The organism is Streptosporangium sp. NPDC050284, from assembly GCF_044459525.1.
Lineage (GTDB): Bacteria > Actinomycetota > Actinomycetes > Streptosporangiales > Streptosporangiaceae > Streptosporangium.
This window is the reverse complement of record NZ_JBITIZ010000005.1, coordinates 283,483-301,543: the sequence shown is the minus strand read 5'-3', so window position 1 is coordinate 301,543 and position 18,061 is coordinate 283,483. Positions and strand designations below refer to the sequence as shown.

The window sequence follows — 18,061 nt, the reverse complement described above, 5'->3', positions numbered from 1 at the left end:
CGCGCCGCCTAGGCTCCGGTGCGGTCGCTCCATCTGACCTCGTACGGCCTGAGCTGGAACTCCTTGCCGTCCACGACGGTGGTGACGGGCGCGTCGGTGGTGTTGACCATCACGAGCTGGCGCTCCTGGGCCAGGACCCGCACCTGCGTGTTGGATGAGGTGACCGTCTCCAGCGTGACCCCGAGGGGGAACCACTTGGTGAAACCGCTCATGATGCCCGCCATGGGCATCTCGACGCCGGTGGTCGGATGCCACAGGCAGCCGGGGCACGCCTGGTTCGCGTTAATGGACTTGCGCTGAGGGTTCCAGAAGAGCGAGGTGGTGACGCCGCTGGTGGCGAACTCCATCATCGCGGCCGTGTGGACGGCGATGCGGCGATCCTCCTCCCAGTCGCTGTTGGTGGGTTCGACGTACCATTCGGCCCACCAGACCGGCAGGTTTCCGCTCTTCTCCTGGAGCCACCTGGTGAGGGCGCCGAACTTGCCCAGGGCGGTGAACTCGTCGGGGAAGGCCCCCGCCTCCTTCGTGACCGAGGCTCCGTCGACGACGATGAAGTCGGCGCCGTCCTTGTTCTCGATCCAGTAGCTGACCGCCTCCAGGTCGCGCTGGACGATGCTCCCCCACGGTCCCTGGATCTCCGCACCCCGCTCGGGGACGGTGGTGCTGCCGACGGAAACGTAGGGGCCGCCGACCTTGATGTCCTTGTCGACGGCCTTCAGCGCGGCGTAGACCTTGTTGTACAGCTCGGTGTAGCCCTCGATGTCCCAGCGGTTCTGGGGGGTGTTCCAGAATCCCTTCAGCTCGTTCCAGACCATGAAGTGCTTGACGGTGGGGTAGCGCTTGGCGACGGTCACGGCGAGCTTGGCGTAGTCGTCGAAGTGCTCGCGCCGGGGTGCGGTCTCCAGTTGCGTCCAGTCGGTCCTGCCGGAGCTGCCGCCCTTCATCCAGTCGGGCGCGCAGCACAGCGTGATGATCGGGACGGCCTCGGAGCCGGCCATGAGTCTCACCCTGCGGTCGAGGTCGCGGAAGTCGTTCTTACCCGGCGCAGGCTCGGGATTGCCCGCGCCCCAGCCCATGATGTGCTGGTTCTGCAGCATCGGGACCCGGCTCAGCATGTGGGAGGCGGCCTCGGTGACGTCACTGCCCTCGTTGTCGGCGCTGAACTCCGTGTGGGTGATGCCCCAACGCGGCCACTCCTCAAGGGAGGGGGGCGACTCCAGCACGGGTGCCGGCTCCGTCGGAGCCGCGGTCATGGCCTGTCCGCGGGGAACGTCCGGCTTCGCGGCGTAGGCGATGATGCCGACCACGAGCACCGCCGTCACGACCATGGCTCCCAGTGCGACCGGCCAGGCCGGGCGCCGTCGCTGGTGCCGTCCGTTAGTCGGTATCACCGAATTCCTCAATCCTCGCAGGTCAACGAATGTAGCGTTCCACAGCGGCAGCGGACCGTGACGGTGCCTCGGCATGGTTCACAGGCAAGCGTTACCGGCCATGCCGTCAGCGTATCCAGGGTGGCTTGCACAACGCTTGAAACTTCTACCGTAGTTCCCGCCCGCTCTCCAGCCGCCGGGCCGTCGCCGGGCCCGGCGACCGCGGGCCCCCTGCGAGCGGACCTGTCGGTGAGTCTCCGGGGACCCGCTAAATACGTGGTGAGCTGTCGGTCAGTCTCCCAGGACCCGCAAAGCCCGCTCGACGAGCGTGGGAACGGCGGCGCCGATCTCCTCGAAGCCCTCGCCGACGGTCTTGCCCTGCTTGAACCTGGCGTGGATGCCCTCCACGATGACGGCGAGTTTGTAGTTGCCGAAGGCCACGTAGAAGTCCAGGTCGGACAGGTCCGCGCCGGAGACCTTCGCGTAGTGGGCGGCGAACTCGCGGGCGGTGAGGAAGCCGGGGGCCACGGTGACGCCCGCCGCGACCGGGACCGAGGCGCGCTCCTCGTCGCCGGGGTCCTGCCAGTAGGTGAGGGTGAGGCCGAGATCGGCGAGGGGATCGCCGAGCGTGGACATCTCCCAGTCGACGACGGCGAGGATGTCGGGATCCGGGGACAGCCGCACGAGCGTGTTGTCGAGCCGGTAGTCGCCGTGGACGAGCGTCGAGGCGGACCGCGTGGGCAGGCGCGCGCGCAGGCGGGCCACCAGGCGGTCGTACGCGGGCAGTTCGGCGGTCTTCGACCGCTCCCACTGCTGCCCCCAGCGCTCCAGCTGGCGGGCCATGTATCCCTCGGGACGCCCGAAGTCCCCCAGCCCCGCCCTTTCGTAGTCGACGGCGTGGATCGAGGCGAGCACCTCGGCCAGGCGCTCCGACAGCCGCCGCGTCTGCCCGGGGGTGAGTGCCCAGGCGTCCTCCTGGGTCCGCACGGCCACGCCGTCCACGTGTCCCATGAGGTAGAAGGGCGCCCCGATCACCCCGGGGTCCTCGCAGAAGGCGACCGGCTCGGGCACGGGGACGGAGGTCGGCGCGAGCGCCGAGATCACCCGCCACTCGCGCCTCATGTCGTGGGCGGTCGGCAGTACGTGCCCCAGCGGCGGGCGGCGCAGCACCAGCCGGCGTTCGGGGGTCTCCACGACGTACGTCAGGTTGGATCTGCCGCCCGCGATCAGGGAGACCCCGGTAGGCTCACCGATGCCGGGGACATTGGCCGCGATCCATCCGACAAGGTGTGACCAGTCGATGCCAGGGGTGCTCATAGCCACTAATTAGAACGTCACTCGGGCCGGCGGCGCCAGCCGGGGTCTTTCAATGAGATTCCGAAACGTTGCGATGCACACAGCCTGCCCTCAGTTCCGTCCTTTATCGTTACATTACGTCCCTACCAGCATGCTTGAGCTTTACGGCATCCTTCGGGATGACGTAGGGGACCCCGCACATCCCAGTAGGAGCTCATGCGCGTCTCAGTTGTTCAGCCCCGTGATCTTGGACCGGCCGACATCGACCGATGGAGAGTCCTTCAGAGCGCCGACCCCGCCTTCGACACCCCGTTCCTGTCGCCGGAGTTCACCGTGACCGTCGGCGCGCTCCAGGAACGCGTCCGGGTAGCGGTGCTGCACGACGGGACGGACACGGTGGGATTCTTCCCCTTCGAGCGCCACCCGATGGGCATCGGCATGCCCGTCGCCGCGGGCCTGACCGACGCGCAGGGACTGGTGCACGCCAAGGACGTGGAGATCGACGCGCAGCGGCTGATCAGAGCGTGCGGCCTCGCCGTCTACGAGTTCGACCACCTGGTCTCCGGGCAGCCACTGCTTCAGGCGGGACACAGCAGGCACCCCTCGCCGATCATCGACCTGCGTGACGGCCACGACTCGTACATCGAGACGATCAAGGTGACCTCCGGCAAGACCTACCGCTCGACGGCGTACAAGAGCCGCAAGCTCCAGCGCGACGTCGGGCCGCTCCGGCACGACTACGCCACCACCGACCTGACGCCGCTGCGCACGCTGCTCGGCTGGAAGACCGAGCAGTACCGCCGCACCGGCCGCACCGACAGGTTCGCCAAGCCGTGGATCGTGGAGCTGGTCGAACGCTTCCTCGCCACCGACACCGAGCACTTCGGCGGGGTCCTCGACATGCTGTACGCGGACGGGCGGCCGGTCGCCGGGCACTTCGGGCTGCGCACCGGCACGACCCTCGCGGGCTGGTTCCCCGCCTACGACACCGCCTTCGCGAAGTACTCCCCCGGCCTGATCCACCACCTCGCCATGGCCGAGAAGGCCGCCGACGCCGGAATCCAGGTCATCGACATGGGCCGCGGCGAGAAGGAGTACAAGGAGAAGCTCAAGAACGGCGAGTACGAGGTCGCCGAGGGCAGGATCGCCAGGCTGAGCCCCGGCGCCGGGGTCCACTGGATGCTGCGGGTACCGGTACGCAAGGCACGTGGCACGGTCCTGGCGAGCCCGCTCCTGCGCACCACCGCCGACCGCGCGCTCAAGACGTACGGCCGCCTGCGGACGTCCATACAGGCGTGATCCGTCCCGCCGTGGTTTGGGAACGGTCCCACGCCACGGCGGCACCCGTCCTTCGGGTTCGGGCGGCCGATCACACGGTCCGTCCGCCCTCCTCTGACGGCCGGTCGGCCCACCCACTCGAAAGGCCGGTCAACCGATCAGTTCGGCGACCACCGAGACGCCCCGCCTGACGTCGGCTCGCGACGCGGAGCCGTAGCCGATCACCAGGCCGTGCCGCAGCCGCGGCCCGTGGTAGTGACGGGCCATCGAGTCGAGCAGCACCCCCCGGGCACGGGCGGCCTCGACCAGGGGCGCGACCGTGTGCTCGGGCAACTCCACCATGACGTGCAGGCCCGCGGTGTCGCCCATGACCCTGGGACCGAGGATCTCGACGACCACGGCGCGGCGGCGCGCGTACTCCAGGCGCGTCCGGCGCAGGTGCCGGTCCAGATCCCCCTTCTCCAGAAGCACCGCCACCGCCTGCTGTGCCGGACCGCTCGTGCGGTCGGCGAGGGCGTCCCTGGTCACGGCGAGGGCTTCGACGAGGCTCTGGCGGGCGACCAGCCAGCCGACGCCGATGTCCGGCGTCAGGATCTTGCTCAGGCTGCCCAGCAGCACCACCGACGCGGGGTCGAGGCCGTAAAGGGCGGGCAGCGGGGCGACGTCGTAGCGGAACTCGGCGTCGTAGTCGTCCTCCACGACGATCGCGCCGGTGCGGCGGGCCCAGGCGAGGAGGCGCTCCCTGCGCGGGATGGGCAGGCGCCCGCCGAGGGGGTACTGGTGGGCGGGGGTGGTGTGCAGGACGCGCAGGTCGCCGGGGAGTCCGTCCACGACGACACCGTCCTCGTCGACCGGGCAGGGCACGATCTCGGCGCCCCGCCCCGCGAAGACGTTCCTGGCGACGCGGTAGCCCGGTTCCTCCACGCCCGCCCGGTCACCGGGCCGCAGAAGGGTGGCGGCGACCAGGTCGAGCCCGTTGCCGGTGCCCCGGGTGACCATCACGTTCTCCGGTCCGACGGGGATGGCCCTGGTCCTGCGGAGGTGCTCGGCCAGCGCGGCGCGCAGCCTCGGCAGGCCGCGCGGGTCGGGGTCGCTCACCGGCGGCAGGTCGGCCGCTCTCCGCCAGGCCCTGCGCCAGGCCGCCCTGTCGTAGTCGTGGACCCACGGCCGCCCCGGGCGCAGGTCGATCACGCCCCGCCCGCTCTCGCTCCGGTAGCCGCTCCACCCCCCGTGGTCGTCCCCTTCGACCGGGACGGGGACGGGGGCCCGCCGCCCCTTCTCCCCCACGGCGGGAAACGCCATCTCGGCCACGTAGGTGCCGGAGCCGTGGCGTCCTTCGACCCAGCCCTCCGCGTACAGCTGCTGGTAGGCCTCGGTGACGACGGTGCGGCTCACCGCGAGCTGGCGGGCGAGGGCGCGGGTGGAGGGCAGGCGCTCTCCCGAGGTGAGGGCGCCGCCGCGCATGGCGTCCCTGAGGCTGTCGCCGAGCTGGACGGCGAGCGCCGTGCCCGCCTCACGGTCCACCGAGACAGGCAGGTCGACGGAAGGGCGTGGCAAAGTGGTCTCCTGTAAGAGCATTAGAGTGGACGTGTTCTCGGTATCCACTTCTTTCTAGGTTAGGGTCATGCTCTCTACGACTCCCCGTACCACCCTCAACCGCGCGAAGGACAAGGCCAGGACCTCCCGTGCGGACCTGTACGCGGTGCTGGACGCCGGACTGGTCTGCCACCTGGGCGTCGTGAGCCGAGGCTTCCCCATGGTCGTACCCACCGGTTACGGCCGGATAGACGACACCCTCTACCTGCACGGTTCCACCGGCGCGACCTCCCTGCGCGACGCGGACGAGGTCTGCGTCACGGTGACCCACCTGGACGGCATCGTGCTGGCCCGCTCGTCCTTCAACCACTCGGTCAACTACCGCTGCGCCATGGTCTACGGCCGCGTCCGCCGGGTGGAGGACCCCGAGGAGCACCTCGCCGCGCTGCGGGCGATCACCGAGCAGCTCGCCCCCGGCCAGTGGGAGGCCGCCCGCAAGCCCACCCGCAAGGAGCTCGCCGCGACCATGGTGCTCGCCCTGTCCCTTGAGGAGGCGTCGGTGAAAGTGCGCCAGGGCCCGCCGGTCGACGAGGACGAGGACTACGAGCTGCCGATCTGGGCCGGGGTCCTGCCGCTTCACCAGTCCTGGGGAGCCCCCGAGCCCGACCCCGCCCTCACCGTGGACCTGGCCGTGCCCGAGCACATCACGTCGAGGACCATGCCCGCCCCGTCGGAGATGCCGGGCGTGAACCCTCCGCTTTAGCCCGTTTAGCCCGTGGGGAGCGCTTCGAAAGCCTTCCCTGTCCGCACCCGCACCCGCATCGCCGCCGGCACCGGCGACCGGCTCCTCCACCGCGTCGGCGGAGGCGAAGGTCGCCCGCGCCCGGCGGGCCGTCGCGAGGCCGACGGTGAACCGCGGCGTAGCACCGAAAACGGGGATCAACCGGGATTTCGGTCCTGCCACCAAGGCTGCCTGGCCGGGCCGGCCGCGGTGAATAACCACTGATCAGCCCCATCCTGTGAGACTGATCCACGGTTAATGAGCGGAATGCTGTTATCTATCGCTAAGCTGCGGTCCGTCTGTTATGGGTGGGGGCCCAGACAACTGAGGAGACCGTTATGTACGGCACGCCATCGGCCTGGCGAGTCCCCGGATACACCGAGATCCGCGAGTTGGGCGCCGGTGCGGCCGGGCGTGTGGTGATGGCTCGGCACGACGCCGACGACATCATGGTCGCGATCAAGTATCTGTCCGACGAGCTCAGGAGCGACGTCGGGTTCGTGGCGCGCTTCCGGCACGAGGCGAGGCTGCTCAACGCCCTGAGCAGCCCGCACTCCGCCCGGCTGTACGACTACGTCGAGACCGGCGACGGCGCGGCCATCGTCATGGAGCTGATCAACGGCGTCCCCCTGCGCGCGCTGCTGCGCTCCGAGGGGCCGACCGGTCCCGAGGCGGCGCTGCTCGTGCTCAAGGGCTCGCTCCTGGGGCTCGCCTCCGCGCACTCGGCGGGCGTGGTGCATCGCGACTTCAAGCCGGAGAACGTGATGGTGGAGGCCGACGGGAGGAGCAAGCTCGTCGACTTCGGCATCGCGGTCCGTTCCGGCGACGGCGACCTCCCGGCGGGCACGCCGCCCTACATGGCCCCCGAGCAGTGGGTGGGCGGGCCCGCGGGACCCGCCACCGACGTCTACGCCGCCACCGTCGTGTTCTTCGAATGCCTGACCGGCACCCGCCCCTTCCGCGCCACGAACGTCGCCGCGCTGGCCCGCCAGCACCAGGTCATGCCGCCTCCGGTCGAGGAGGTGCCCTCCGCCCTGCAGGGGCTGGTCGAGCGCGGCCTGGCCAAGCACCCCGCCGACCGGCCGCCGACCGCGAGCGCGTTCCTCACCGAACTCGAGGCGGTGGCCGCCGACGCCTACGGCCCCGACTGGCAGGACCGCGGCCGGCGTCGCCTGGCCGCGGTCGCCGGGCTACTCGCCGGGATGTTCCCGATGGAGGTGCCCGTCCCCGGAGCCGACACCTCGCTGGCCATGACCGAGCTCGACGGCGGCGACCTCGGCGGGACGAGAACCTCCTCGGTCAGCAGGCTGGGCATCAAGATCCTCGTCGGCGTCGGCTGCATCGCGGTGATCGGCGGGCTGACCGCGGTGCTGGTCGGCTCCGGCGACCCCACGGAGATCCAGTCGCAGGGTGCCGTCACCTCGCACAGCCCCTCCCCCTCCGACCCGCTGGAGACGCTCGCCCCCGAGGACGACCCCGACGAGCTCGACGAGCCGGTGGAGGAGTCTCCGTCCGCGGGCACGCCCACCCCGACGCCGACCCCGAGCATCACGGCCACCTCCGGTCTTCCGCCCGTGGCGCCCACCGCGACGTCGGCGGCCGCGACGCCCACAGCGTCGGCGAGGCCCACCAGGAGGCCCACCACCCGGCCGACGAGGACCCCGACGCGGCGGCCGTCCACGGAGCCCACCCCGGAGGAGAGCACCACCCTGGACGGCCCCCGCGACCCCGACCGTCCCACGACCACGCCGCCGTCGGCCACCCCGACCCGTCCGACGACCGCCCCCACCCAGCCCACGACCCGCCCGACCCGGCCGACGTCCTCTCCCACGCGGACGTCGGCGGAGCCGACCCCCAGCTCGGACCCCTCCCCCACCCGGACGGACCCCTCCTCGCCGGGCACCGAGCCGCCTCCCACCCTCTCCAGCTCGCCTTTGCCGCCGGTCGAGACGGCCCCCGCGGCGTTTCTCGCACTGGGCCTGGTGACGAGCGGTGTCGTACCGTTCACACTGGCCGTCAAGCGCGGCATGTCAGGACGGCACCGGAGACGCCGGTAGACAGGGGAACGATCGCGATCATGAATATCGACCCATGAGCACCGATCGCGGAGACATCGCCGGGTTCCGGCTGACCGGCCGTACCCGGACGGACGACCTGGGAGTCTGGTCGTCGGCCGTCGCGCCCGACGGACGGCCGGCCGGCGCGCTCAGATTCGACCCGCGGCTGGTCGCCGATCCCGCGGCGCGCGAGCGGCTGGTCGCGGCCGTGCTCGCCGACCGCGGGCTCGCGCGAAGCGGCGTGACCGGGCTGGTCCCGGTCGCCGACCTCATCACGGCGAGGGACGAGGTCTGGCTGATCGCCTCGGAACCGGTCGATCCGACGGTGGGCGACCTGCTCTCGGCCGGACCGGCCTTCTCGCCCGGATCGTCCCGGCCCGACGCGGGCAGCGCGGCCACCGTCCTGGTGGAGACCGCGCAAACACTGCTGGCCGTGCACGCCTCCGGGCTCGCCCACGGACAGGTTCACCCGGGCACCGTGGTGATCGCCTCGGACGGGTCGGCGCTGCTCACCGGGCGAGGGCTGGCCGATGCCCTTCTCGGCCGCCCTTCCGCACCGGAACGTGACGTGGCGGCCTGGGCGTCGCTCGCCCGAGGGCTCGCCGCGACCTGGGCCTCGGCCGATCGCGGGGCCGCGGGGCTGCTGGAGAGGGCTGCGGCGACGGCCTCCACCAGAGGGCTCGCCTCCGCGCGCGACGCGCTGCTCGCCGGGCGCGATGTGCTGCCGTCCGGGTTCACCACCCGCGACAGGCTCGTGGAGACCCTGCACCTGTGGCCGGCGCACGAGGCGCCCGTGCCGGGCGGTCCCGCGGCCCCCGTACGGCCGGCCCCGGACGAGGGGGAGATCGCGACCCTGCTGCATGTCCCGAGGGCCGATGAGCCGCGCGCCCAGGGGACCGGCGAGTGGGCCCCCGGGGGTGACCGGCGGGGGGCCGAGGAGGTGGTCATGCGGTTCGGTCCCGGGGTGCCCTCCGAGACCACGGCAGCCCAGCTCTGGCGGGCCGGAAGGGACCAGCAGCAGACCGAACCGCCCTCCGGCAGGCTCGACGCGGGCGCGGCCCCCCGCGCGCGCCGCAGACGCGGCCGTACGATCCTCGCCTCGGTGATCCTCGCGCTGATGGTCGTGGGCGCGCTGGCGCTCTGGCTGTTCCGGGGTTCGGCGACGCCTTTGGAGGTGACGAAGGTGGACGTCAGCGCCCCGAAGAAGACGCAGGGGTGCGACACCACGGTAAAGATCACCGGCGTGCTGTCCACCAACGGCGCGGGCGGCGAGGTGCGCTACCAGTGGAAGCGGAGCGATCGTAAGAAGCCGATCGCGCAGACCGACCAGATCCCGTCCGGGACGACCTCGCACGAGGTGAGCCTGGAGTGGACGGTCAAGGGAGAGGGAAATTTCAAGGGAACCGCCACCCTGATGCTGCTCTCTCCGGTACCCGAGGGGAAGAAGATCCAGGACAAGGCTACCTTCGCCTACAAATGTTCATGATTGATCACCAAGGTCCACAATGCGGCACAAAGCCGTTCTTACTACTCTGGCGGCCATGACCACGCAGACCCCCTCCGGCTGGTACCCCGATCCCTACGGCTCACCGCTGTTGCGGTGGTGGGACGGCAACCAGTGGACCGACGCCACCCACCAGGCGGACGTTCCCGCCGGACAGGGCACGGCGGAGGGGCCGCGGACCGGCCCCTCCTTCCAGCAGTACCCGACGGGCCGGCAGCACCCGACGGGGCCCGACTCCCGGCAGGCGGGCCCGCCTCCCGCGCGGGAAGGGGCGCACGGTGGTGGGCCCACCGGCCAGTGGGCCCAGCAGGCCACCCCCGGGTCGGCGGGCACGGAACAGCCACCGTGGGGCGGCGGGCCGCCGAACGGCAACACGGCGCAGATGCCCGTCCCGCCGCACGGCGGCTACCCGTCCGGGCCTCCACCACGCAAGAGCAGCCCCCTCCCGTGGATCCTGGGAGGCGGAGGCGCGCTGATCCTCGTGATCGTGATCGTGGTCGCCGCGATGTACCTGATGAACCCCGACGGCACGAACACCGCGGGCAGGTCTCCCGCGCCCCGGACACCACCCCCCACGGCGAGCCTGGAGCCCACCGAGCCGACTCCCGAGGCGACGCCCGCACCCTCGGGAAGCGCGCCGCCCCAGGCGGTGGACGGGCGCGTCACGGACCCGGTGACCGGCCTGTCGTTCGAGATGCCCGAGGGGCCCTGGGAGGTGCCTCCCACCGTCGGCGGCGGGCTCGGGTTCGTCTGGAACAGCGCGGCCATCGCCGTCGCCCAGGAGAACTTCGACGGTAAGGGCGGCGACTGGCTCGGCAACGTGCTCACCGGTGAGCTTCCCGACCAGTACGGCTACCAGGGTGTCGGCAGCCTGCGTTCGGCCGCCGCGACGCTGCTGCAGGTCGTGGAGCCCGCCTTCTACAGCCCTCCGCACAAGCGGAACATCGTCGAGGACAAGGCCGTCAAGGTGAGCGGCAAGGACGCCTGGCTGCTCGTCTTCGACCTGGACTTCTCCGAGCAGTCCGAGATCAACGACTGGAAGTGGAAGCGGGAGCGGGCCGCGTTCTTGATCGTCGATCGTGGTGAGAACACCCGTCCGGCGCTGGCCTACATCTCCATACCGGACAATCTAGACATATCTGCAGTAGACAAGGTGATCAAGTCATTCAAGCTGCCCTGAAGTGAGTACTACCCTGAGGGCTATGAGTGACCTGCTGGTCTGGATCGACTGTGAGATGACCGGGCTCGACCTTGGCCGTGACGCGCTTGTCGAGGTGGCCTGCGTGGTCACCGACGGCGAGCTGAACCAGCTTGACGAGGGGGTGGACGTGGTCATCAAGCCCCCACCCGAGTCCCTTGAGCAGATGTCGGAGGTGGTGCGGGAGATGCACACCGCCTCCGGCCTGCTGGAGGCGCTGGAGGGCGGCGTAACGCTGGCCGAGGCCGAGTCCATGGTGCTCGAATACATCAGGGGCCACATCCGGGAGCCGAAGAAGGCCCCGCTGTGCGGCAACTCCATCTCCACGGACCGTTCCTTCCTCGCCCGCGACATGCCCGCCGTGGACGGGTTCCTGCACTACCGGATGATCGACGTCTCCTCGGTGAAGGAACTGGCCCGCCGCTGGTACCCCCGGGTCTACTTCGCCTCACCGGAGAAGCAGGGCGGCCACCGGGCGCTCGCCGACATCGTCGAGAGCATCCGGGAGCTGCGCTACTACCGCGCGGCGGTCTTCGTGTCCCAGCCGGGCCCCGATTCCGCCACCGCGAGGGAGTTGGCCGAAAGCGTGTCCACGCGCAGGCCTTGAACGTTTCACGAGAAACCCGGTACGAAACGACTCCCAAAGACCGCTACACTTTTCATGTGCTGCCACGGCGGCGATGGTGGGCGTAGCTCAGTTGGCAGAGCGCTAGGTTGTGGTCCTAGATGTCGGGGGTTCAAGTCCCCTCGCTCACCCCATCGGAACGGCCGGTCCTTAGGGACCGGCCGTTCCGCATTTCCGGCCCCATTACCCACCAAAAGTGGATATTGCAGGTTATGCTCGCTGCTATCGCAACGCCGTTAGGACCGGGGGTTTCGGCGACCTGACCGTGTTTCAGCCACGGAGGCCGGATGAGAGTCGACGATGCCCCGTTCGACGCGGAGCCCAGAGCCGTTACGGGTCTGAGCAGGCGTGAGACCGAGGTCATGGAATTGATCGCGATGGGGCGCTCCAACGGGCAGATCGCCCAGCACCTGTTCCTGAGCGAGAAAACCGTGAAGAACCACGTGAACCGGATATACGCCAAGCTCGGCGTCGACTCGCGGGTCACCGCGATCGACCTGTGGCTGGAACGGGCCGCGCACGAGGAGTCGCAGCGCCACTAGCGCCCGCCGGCACGGGCCCCTCGGGTCCGTCCCTCGCACGTGCGGCGTCATCGCGGACCGGCTCCGCGATCCAGTGGCCCCGTGTCGATCGGGGTCACGTGCGCGAGTACGGGCGCGAGGCTCTCGACGCCACGGCGACCGCCCTGCGGGTCGGCCGGGGCCGTGTGCGCGAGTACGGGGCCAGGCGGTGAGCCGCAGGCGGCGGAACACGTCTCCAGGGCTCGGGCGATGGCGGACGTGCCCTCCCCCAGTTCCTCCGAGGTGATCGAGAGCGCCGGACGCAACCGTACCGACCGCTCTCCGCAGGGCAGGACGAGCACGCCCTCCTCCTCCCGCAGGCGGGCCACCAGGAGATCGCGCTTCACGGCGTCCGGCAGGTCGAAGGCGCACATCAGGCCGCGTCCACGCGCGTTCTCCGCCAGGTCGGGGAAACGCTCCTGGATCTCCACCAGCCCTGCGAGGAGCTCGGTGCCGAGCCTTCCCGCACGCGGGATCAGGCCGTCGCGCTCCACGATCTCCAACATCCGGCGGGAGCGGACCATGTCGACCAGCCCGCCGCCCCAGGTGGAGTTGATCCTGCCGCTGACCTGGAACACGTTGCCCGGCACCGTGTCCACCCTGCGGCCCGCCATGATCCCGCCCACCTGGACCTTCTTGGCGAAGGCCACGACGTCGGGACGCAGGCCCAGCTGCTGGTACGCCCAGGGGGTTCCGGTGGTCCCCGCGCCGGTCTGCACCTCGTCCAGGACGAAGAGGGCGTCGTGCTCGTGGCAGAGCCGTTCCATGGCGAGCAGGAACTCCGCCCGCATGTGATTGTCGCCGCCCTCTCCCTGAATGGGCTCGGCGATGAAGCAGGCGATGTCGTGGGGGTGGCGTTCGAAGGCCGCCCGCGCCGCGGCCAGGGAGCGCTCCTCGGCCGCCTCGACGTCGCCGAGGTGGATCGCGGGCACCTCGATCCTGGGCCAGTCGAACCTCGGGAAGCGGTCGGTCTTGATCGGGTCGGTGTTCGTCAGCGAGAGGGTGTAGCCGCTGCGCCCGTGGAAGGCCCGGGTGAGGTGGAGGACCCTGGTGCCGAGTTCCCGCGAGTGCCCCCGCGCGCCGTTGAGACGGCTCTTCCAGTCGAAGGCGCACTTGAGCGCGTTCTCCACGGCGAGGGCGCCGCCTTCCACGAAGAACAGGTGCGGCAGCTCGGGATCACCGAGCACCCGGGCGAACGTCTCGGCGAAGTCGGCGAGGTGAGTGGTGTAGAGGTCGGAGTTGGCGGGCTTGTTCGCGGCGACCCTGCCGAGCAGAGCCAGGAACTCCGGATCGTCGTCGAACGGGTTCACCCCGAGCGGGGCCGAGGCGAAGAAGGAGTAGAAGTCGAGGTAGCTCCGGCCGGTGCGGGCGTCGACGAGCCGGGACCCCCGGCTCCGTTCCAGGTCCAGTACGAGCCGATAGCCGTCGACGAGCAGGTGACGGGCGAGACGGCCATGAACGTCCATGTCCCCTCCACGGTGATCCGAAGAGATGATCCCCCGCTATTTACGTATCCACACGGAGACATTACGCTCTGGAGACGGTTCTTGTGAAGATTTTTCGGTCTCCCGACGCCCTGGACGCGAATGTCCGGGCGCCGGGACCGCGCGGTCCAAGCCCCTCCCGATGACCGTCTCCCTTCCCGGAGACCGCCCCTTCCGAGACCACAGATCGGTCAAATCAACCTGCCGCGGGGTGGGCCAGGTCAGCTCGGCGGAGAAATGCGGATGCCGACGGTGCCGTCGGCGCCCCTGCGGAACCTGCTGCCGATCATGATCAACCGGGCGAGGAACCCGTACTTCGCGATGATCAGCCCCCGGACCCGCTCCCTCTCCTCGGCCGGCAACTCCCGCGCGACGCCCCTGATCCCCTCCCCCCGCGTGTTGCCCCGCACGTCACACGCCGCCACGACGACCTCCGGATTGTTACGGATCCTCTTGGCCTTACCTGAGGAGCCGGCGGTCCAGATGAGCAGGGAGTCACCGTCCGAGGCGGCCCACACCGGCGTCGGCACCGCGGCGCCGCTCTTCTTGAAGGTGGTCACGGACACGTACTTCTCGGTGCCCAGATCCTGGATGCGCGTCATGCACGGCAGGCTACGCCGCCGCGTAGACCACCAGGGACACCGCCACGTACTGCGCCAGGTAGGCGGCGACGGTGAAGGCGTGGAAGACCTCGTGGAAGCCGAACCAGCCGGGAGAGGGGTCGGGCCTGCGCATGCCGTACACGATCCCGCCCGCCGTGTAGAGCACCCCGCCCAGAAAGAGCAGGGCCACCGCGACCATCCCCGCCCCCTCCACGAGCTGGGGCAGCACGAAGACGGCCGTCCAGCCGAGGCCGATGTAGAGCGCGGTCGAGAGCCACCGGGGAGCGCCGGTCCACAGCACCCGGAAGAGGACCCCGGCGATCGCGCCGCTCCAGATCACGCCGAGCACCACCGCGCCCGCCACACCCTCCAGGGCGAGCAGCGCGAACGGGGTGTAGGTGCCCGCGATGATCAGGTAGATGTTGGCGTGGTCGAGGCGCCGCAGCACCTCCTCCAGGCGCGGGGAGAGCTTCCCCCGGTGGTAGGTGGCCGAGATGCCGAAGAGCAGGCCGGAGGTGATCGCATAGACGACGGCGGCGAGCCTCGCCTCCGGGGTGGGGCCCAGCGCGACGAGGACGAAGCCCGCGACGAGCGCCACGGGCAGCGTCCCGGCGTGCAACCAGCCGCGCAGGCGCGGCTTGACGGACTCTGTGAGCGTTTCCGTGAGGGACGTGGCCATGAACCTACGGTAGCGTAAGTTACGCGTTCGTAGGTTGTGATCTGTCCTACACGAACGTCGACCCGACGAGAGCAAGGCGCCGCACGCCAGACCGTACGAGGTGGTGATCCGCCCTACCCGGACGCCAACCGGTCGCCACTGCGCATATGGTTTCCCCTCGGGTTCGCATCAGGAACCTACGGGTTCACATCAGGGAAAAGAGGACCGAACCGATGGGCAGGCGGGAAGCGCGGGAGCCGATGCCGGGACGGTATCCGGTGACCTTCGGCGAGGTCGATCTCCTGCAGGACCTCGACCGGCCCTCCGGCTGGGTGATCTCCAAGGACGGCGTACCGCAGTCGTACGTCGACCTCGACGACGCCACCTACCTCGACTTCGAGTACGTCCGGCTGATGGCCGACGTCGTCGACCTCCTCCGCGAGGGCCCGCTGGACGCCGTGCACGTGGGCGGCTGCGCCTGCACCCTGCCCCGCTACGTCGCGGAGACCCGCCCGGGGTCCCGGCAGATCGTCGCCGAGCCGGACGAAGGGCTCGTCCAGCTCGTCAGGGACCAGCTCCGGCTGAAGTCGGTGCCCCGGCTCAAGGTCAGGATCCTCGACGGCCGCACCGCCACCACCGGACTCGGCGACGCCTCCGCCGACCTGCTCGTGCTGGACGCCTTCAGCGGCGCCACGATGCCGATCGAGCTCGCCACCTCCGAGTACATGGGGGACGTCGCCCGCGTCCTGCGCACGGACGGCACCGTGCTGATCAACGTCGCGGACGGCAAGGGGCTCGCCTTCACCCGCCGGGTGCTCGCCACCGTCCGCACCACCTTCCCCCAGGTCGTGCTGCTCGCCGAACCCGGCGTCATGCGGGGACGGCGCTTCGGCAACCTCATCGTCGCCGCCTCCCGCCTGCCCCTGCCCGTCTCCGGCCTCACCCGCAGGGCCGCGGGCGGCCTCACGCAGGCCCGCTGCGTGTACGGCGAGGACATCGTCAACTTCATCGCCGGAGCCCGCCCCCTGCACGACGGCGACGCCGTGGTCATCCCCGTCCCCCCGCCCGCGGTCTTCGGCTGACTCGGCTCCCAGCCTGTTCTGCCCCTCCCTCCGGCGCACCGGTCCGGCTGTCCGCCCGGCCCGTAACCTCGGCCCGTCAGCCCGACGCACGGGCCGAACGCGTCGCCCCGGCCCCCGTTCCGCACCTCAGTCCGGGACGGGAACCCAGGCGCTGACCAGGGTGCCCTCGCCGGGCGTCGAGGAGACGTCGAGGCCGCCGCCGAGCGCGGCCATCCGGTCGGCGAGCGCGCCCAGGCCCCCGTGGCCGGACCCGCCCCGCTCGAAGCCCCTGCCGTCGTCGGAGACCACGGCCCGCAGGCGCCCGCCCGACCAGGCCAGCCGCGCCTCGATCCTGGAGGCGTCGGCGTGCTTGAGCGCGTTGGCGATGGCCTCGCTGACCGTGAAGTACACGGCTCCCTCGATCTCGTCGGGAAAGCGCCGCGAGCGAAGCGCGGGATCGACCGTCACGGTCGTGGCCACCGGCAGCCGCGAACAGCGTTCCTCGACCGCCTCGGCCAGACCACCCTGGCTGAGCACGGACGGGTGGATGCCCGCCGCCAGCTCCCGCAGGTCGGCGAGGGTCTGGCGGGCCTGCTCGCGCAGGAGCGTCAAGCTGTCGGAGCCGCCGCCGGTGGCGCGGGCCAGCTCCAGCCCCGCGATCAGCGCGACGAGTTGCTGCTGTGCCCCGTCGTGGATGTTGCGCTCGATCCGCCGCCGCTCGGCCTCCTGGGCGTTGACCAGGCGTGCCGCCAGCCCCGCGCTCTGGATCGCCAGCCCGATCGGCACCGCGAGCGAGACGAGCAGCCTGCGGTCCTCCGCGTTGAGGCGCCCTACGACCTTGGGTCCGCAGGCGATGTGCCCCAGCCCCGCCGGGACGGTGAGCACGGCCTCGCCGTCCTCCCTGCCCGCCACCACCCGCGTGCCGTCCGCGAGCGTCACGGCGGCCCACCGCGTCTCCAGGCCCGCTCGTACGGCCTCCGCCAGCCTTCCCAGCTGCTTCACGGGCTCCACCTCCTCCAGGCCCGGCCCGAGCTCTGTCAGGAGTTCGTCCACCGTGGGCCTGAGGTCGAAGATCAGGAAGAGTCTGGAGCCCTTGATCCCCACCTTGATGTCGAGCAGGTTGTGGCGGAACACAGCCGTGGTGATCACCGCGGGCAGCGCCGCCACCGCCGTCACGACGCCGAGCCAGCTCAGCGCATGGCTTCCCTGCCCGGCCTGCCCGAAGATCATCGTCAGCACGGAACCGCTCAGACCCGCCGCCACCCCGAAGGCCATCCAGCGGAGCAGGCGTCGCTCGGCACGGGGTCCGCGCCGCCCGCGCAGGACGAGGGAGACCAGCACCGACAGTGACACGATGAAGACCGCCAGCTGCCCGAACCCGCCCACCAGCGCGGCGAACAGCCCAGCCATGCCTTCGAGCCCCAGCGGGTTGCCGTACGGGAGAAACGCGTAGACCTCGTCCGGGCTCAGCAGGATGCCCAGCCAGTGCAGGAAGATCGCCACTGCGGCGATCCAGGCGACCGGGCGCCAGCGCGCCGAGGGCAACCTGCCGTCGGGGAAGATCAGCGGGACGAAGACCCAGCTCAGACCGTAGAAGACGGGAAGCGCCGAGGTCAGCAGCACGGCGGCCACGGCCAGAGGGCCACTCCCTTCTCCGTACGTCGTCAGGACGCCCACCCCGAGGCAGCCGAGGCCCAGGCAGCAGGCGGCGGCGAGCAGCAGCCAGCCGTAGGGGTTGTCGGGGCGCCGCACCGCGATGAGCAGGCCGACCGACGGCAGGGCCGTGCAGACCGCGATGAACAGCCACTCGCTGAACGGCACGGACATGCGGGCCGCCAGCAGGCAACCCGCGACGATCCCGGCAACCGACACCGCGGCCATCGACGTGGCGAGGGCGCGGGCCGGGGTGGTGGACGTCGACGGCCCCGGCGACGACGCGGGTGCCGGGACGGTGCGGGAGGCCGTGGACGTCATGGGACGTAGGGTGACCTGCGACCGGCTCCGCCGTCCAGGGGGTTGTCCGCATGTCCGGTGTGGTTCGCCGCACCCGC

Annotated in this window: 15 protein-coding genes and 1 tRNA gene; 9 read left to right on the top strand and 7 right to left on the bottom strand. The window is 70.8% G+C overall.

What is annotated here, in order from left to right; genetic code table 11:
• Window positions 1–8: 8 nt before the first annotated feature.
• Complete coding sequence (locus ACIBH4_RS14660) at window positions 9–1,391, bottom strand: xylan 1,4-beta-xylosidase (RefSeq protein WP_362763825.1); 1,383 nt, start codon at window positions 1,389–1,391, stop codon at window positions 9–11.
• Between the two features lie 270 nt (window positions 1,392–1,661).
• Window positions 1,662–2,687 carry a phosphotransferase family protein gene (locus ACIBH4_RS14655; RefSeq protein WP_362763822.1) on the bottom strand — a complete coding sequence of 342 codons (1,026 nt, stop codon included), beginning with the start codon at window positions 2,685–2,687 and terminating at the stop codon, window positions 1,662–1,664.
• Window positions 2,688–2,882: 195 nt separating this feature from the next.
• Here ACIBH4_RS14655 and ACIBH4_RS14650 point away from each other — a divergent pair, with 195 nt between their 5' ends.
• On the top strand, window positions 2,883–3,965 hold the full coding sequence (locus ACIBH4_RS14650) for a GNAT family N-acetyltransferase (RefSeq protein WP_362763819.1): 1,083 nt from the start codon (window positions 2,883–2,885) through the stop codon (window positions 3,963–3,965).
• 129 nt (window positions 3,966–4,094) lie between these two features.
• On the opposite strand, the gene ACIBH4_RS14645 is transcribed toward ACIBH4_RS14650, so the two are convergent.
• Entirely contained in the window at window positions 4,095–5,501 is a 1,407-nt protein-coding gene (locus ACIBH4_RS14645) for a PLP-dependent aminotransferase family protein (protein WP_362521900.1), read from the bottom strand.
• Between the two features lie 67 nt (window positions 5,502–5,568).
• Here ACIBH4_RS14645 and ACIBH4_RS14640 point away from each other — a divergent pair, with 67 nt between their 5' ends.
• The 7 genes from ACIBH4_RS14640 to ACIBH4_RS14610 all read left to right on the top strand — a co-directional run bounded on the left by ACIBH4_RS14640 (window position 5,569) and on the right by ACIBH4_RS14610 (window position 12,187).
• Window positions 5,569–6,243 (top strand): pyridoxamine 5'-phosphate oxidase family protein, encoded by a 675-nt coding sequence (locus tag ACIBH4_RS14640; protein ID WP_362763816.1) that lies wholly within the window; start codon window positions 5,569–5,571, stop codon window positions 6,241–6,243.
• Between the two features lie 356 nt (window positions 6,244–6,599).
• Entirely contained in the window at window positions 6,600–8,318 is a 1,719-nt protein-coding gene (locus ACIBH4_RS14635; protein ID WP_362763813.1) for a serine/threonine-protein kinase, read from the top strand.
• A gap of 34 nt (window positions 8,319–8,352) precedes the next feature.
• Window positions 8,353–9,804, top strand: a complete 1,452-nt coding sequence (locus tag ACIBH4_RS14630; protein WP_362763810.1) for a hypothetical protein — start codon at window positions 8,353–8,355, stop codon at window positions 9,802–9,804.
• A gap of 55 nt (window positions 9,805–9,859) precedes the next feature.
• Window positions 9,860–11,002, top strand: a complete 1,143-nt coding sequence (locus ACIBH4_RS14625) for a DUF2510 domain-containing protein (RefSeq protein WP_362763807.1) — start codon at window positions 9,860–9,862, stop codon at window positions 11,000–11,002.
• A gap of 22 nt (window positions 11,003–11,024) precedes the next feature.
• A complete protein-coding gene (gene orn, locus ACIBH4_RS14620; RefSeq protein WP_350945247.1) occupies window positions 11,025–11,627 on the top strand; it encodes an oligoribonuclease in 603 nt (200 codons plus the stop codon).
• A 76-nt stretch (window positions 11,628–11,703) separates the two neighbouring features.
• Window positions 11,704–11,779: transfer RNA gene (locus tag ACIBH4_RS14615), tRNA-His, on the top strand.
• A 153-nt stretch (window positions 11,780–11,932) separates the two neighbouring features.
• A complete protein-coding gene (locus tag ACIBH4_RS14610) occupies window positions 11,933–12,187 on the top strand; it encodes a LuxR C-terminal-related transcriptional regulator (protein WP_362521911.1) in 255 nt (84 codons plus the stop codon).
• Window positions 12,188–12,234: 47 nt separating this feature from the next.
• Here the strand turns inward: ACIBH4_RS14610 and lat are convergent, their stop codons facing one another.
• The 3 genes from lat to ACIBH4_RS14595 form a co-directional block, all read right to left on the bottom strand.
• Complete coding sequence (gene lat, locus ACIBH4_RS14605) at window positions 12,235–13,671, bottom strand: L-lysine 6-transaminase (RefSeq protein ID WP_362763804.1); 1,437 nt, start codon at window positions 13,669–13,671, stop codon at window positions 12,235–12,237.
• Window positions 13,672–13,910: 239 nt separating this feature from the next.
• Window positions 13,911–14,291, bottom strand: a complete 381-nt coding sequence (locus ACIBH4_RS14600) for a PPOX class F420-dependent oxidoreductase (protein ID WP_362763801.1) — start codon at window positions 14,289–14,291, stop codon at window positions 13,911–13,913.
• Window positions 14,292–14,301: 10 nt separating this feature from the next.
• The gene (locus ACIBH4_RS14595) at window positions 14,302–14,970 is read right to left on the bottom strand and encodes a hemolysin III family protein (protein WP_362521917.1); all 669 of its coding nucleotides are present in this window, start codon (window positions 14,968–14,970) and stop codon (window positions 14,302–14,304) included.
• Between the two features lie 212 nt (window positions 14,971–15,182).
• Between ACIBH4_RS14595 and ACIBH4_RS14590 the strand changes: the two genes are divergently transcribed.
• Window positions 15,183–16,031 carry a fused MFS/spermidine synthase gene (locus tag ACIBH4_RS14590; RefSeq protein WP_362521919.1) on the top strand — a complete coding sequence of 283 codons (849 nt, stop codon included), beginning with the start codon at window positions 15,183–15,185 and terminating at the stop codon, window positions 16,029–16,031.
• 126 nt (window positions 16,032–16,157) lie between these two features.
• Here ACIBH4_RS14590 and ACIBH4_RS14585 read toward each other — a convergent pair whose 3' ends face one another.
• A complete protein-coding gene (locus tag ACIBH4_RS14585) occupies window positions 16,158–17,984 on the bottom strand; it encodes a histidine kinase (RefSeq protein WP_362521921.1) in 1,827 nt (608 codons plus the stop codon).
• Window positions 17,985–18,061: the final 77 nt, after the last annotated feature.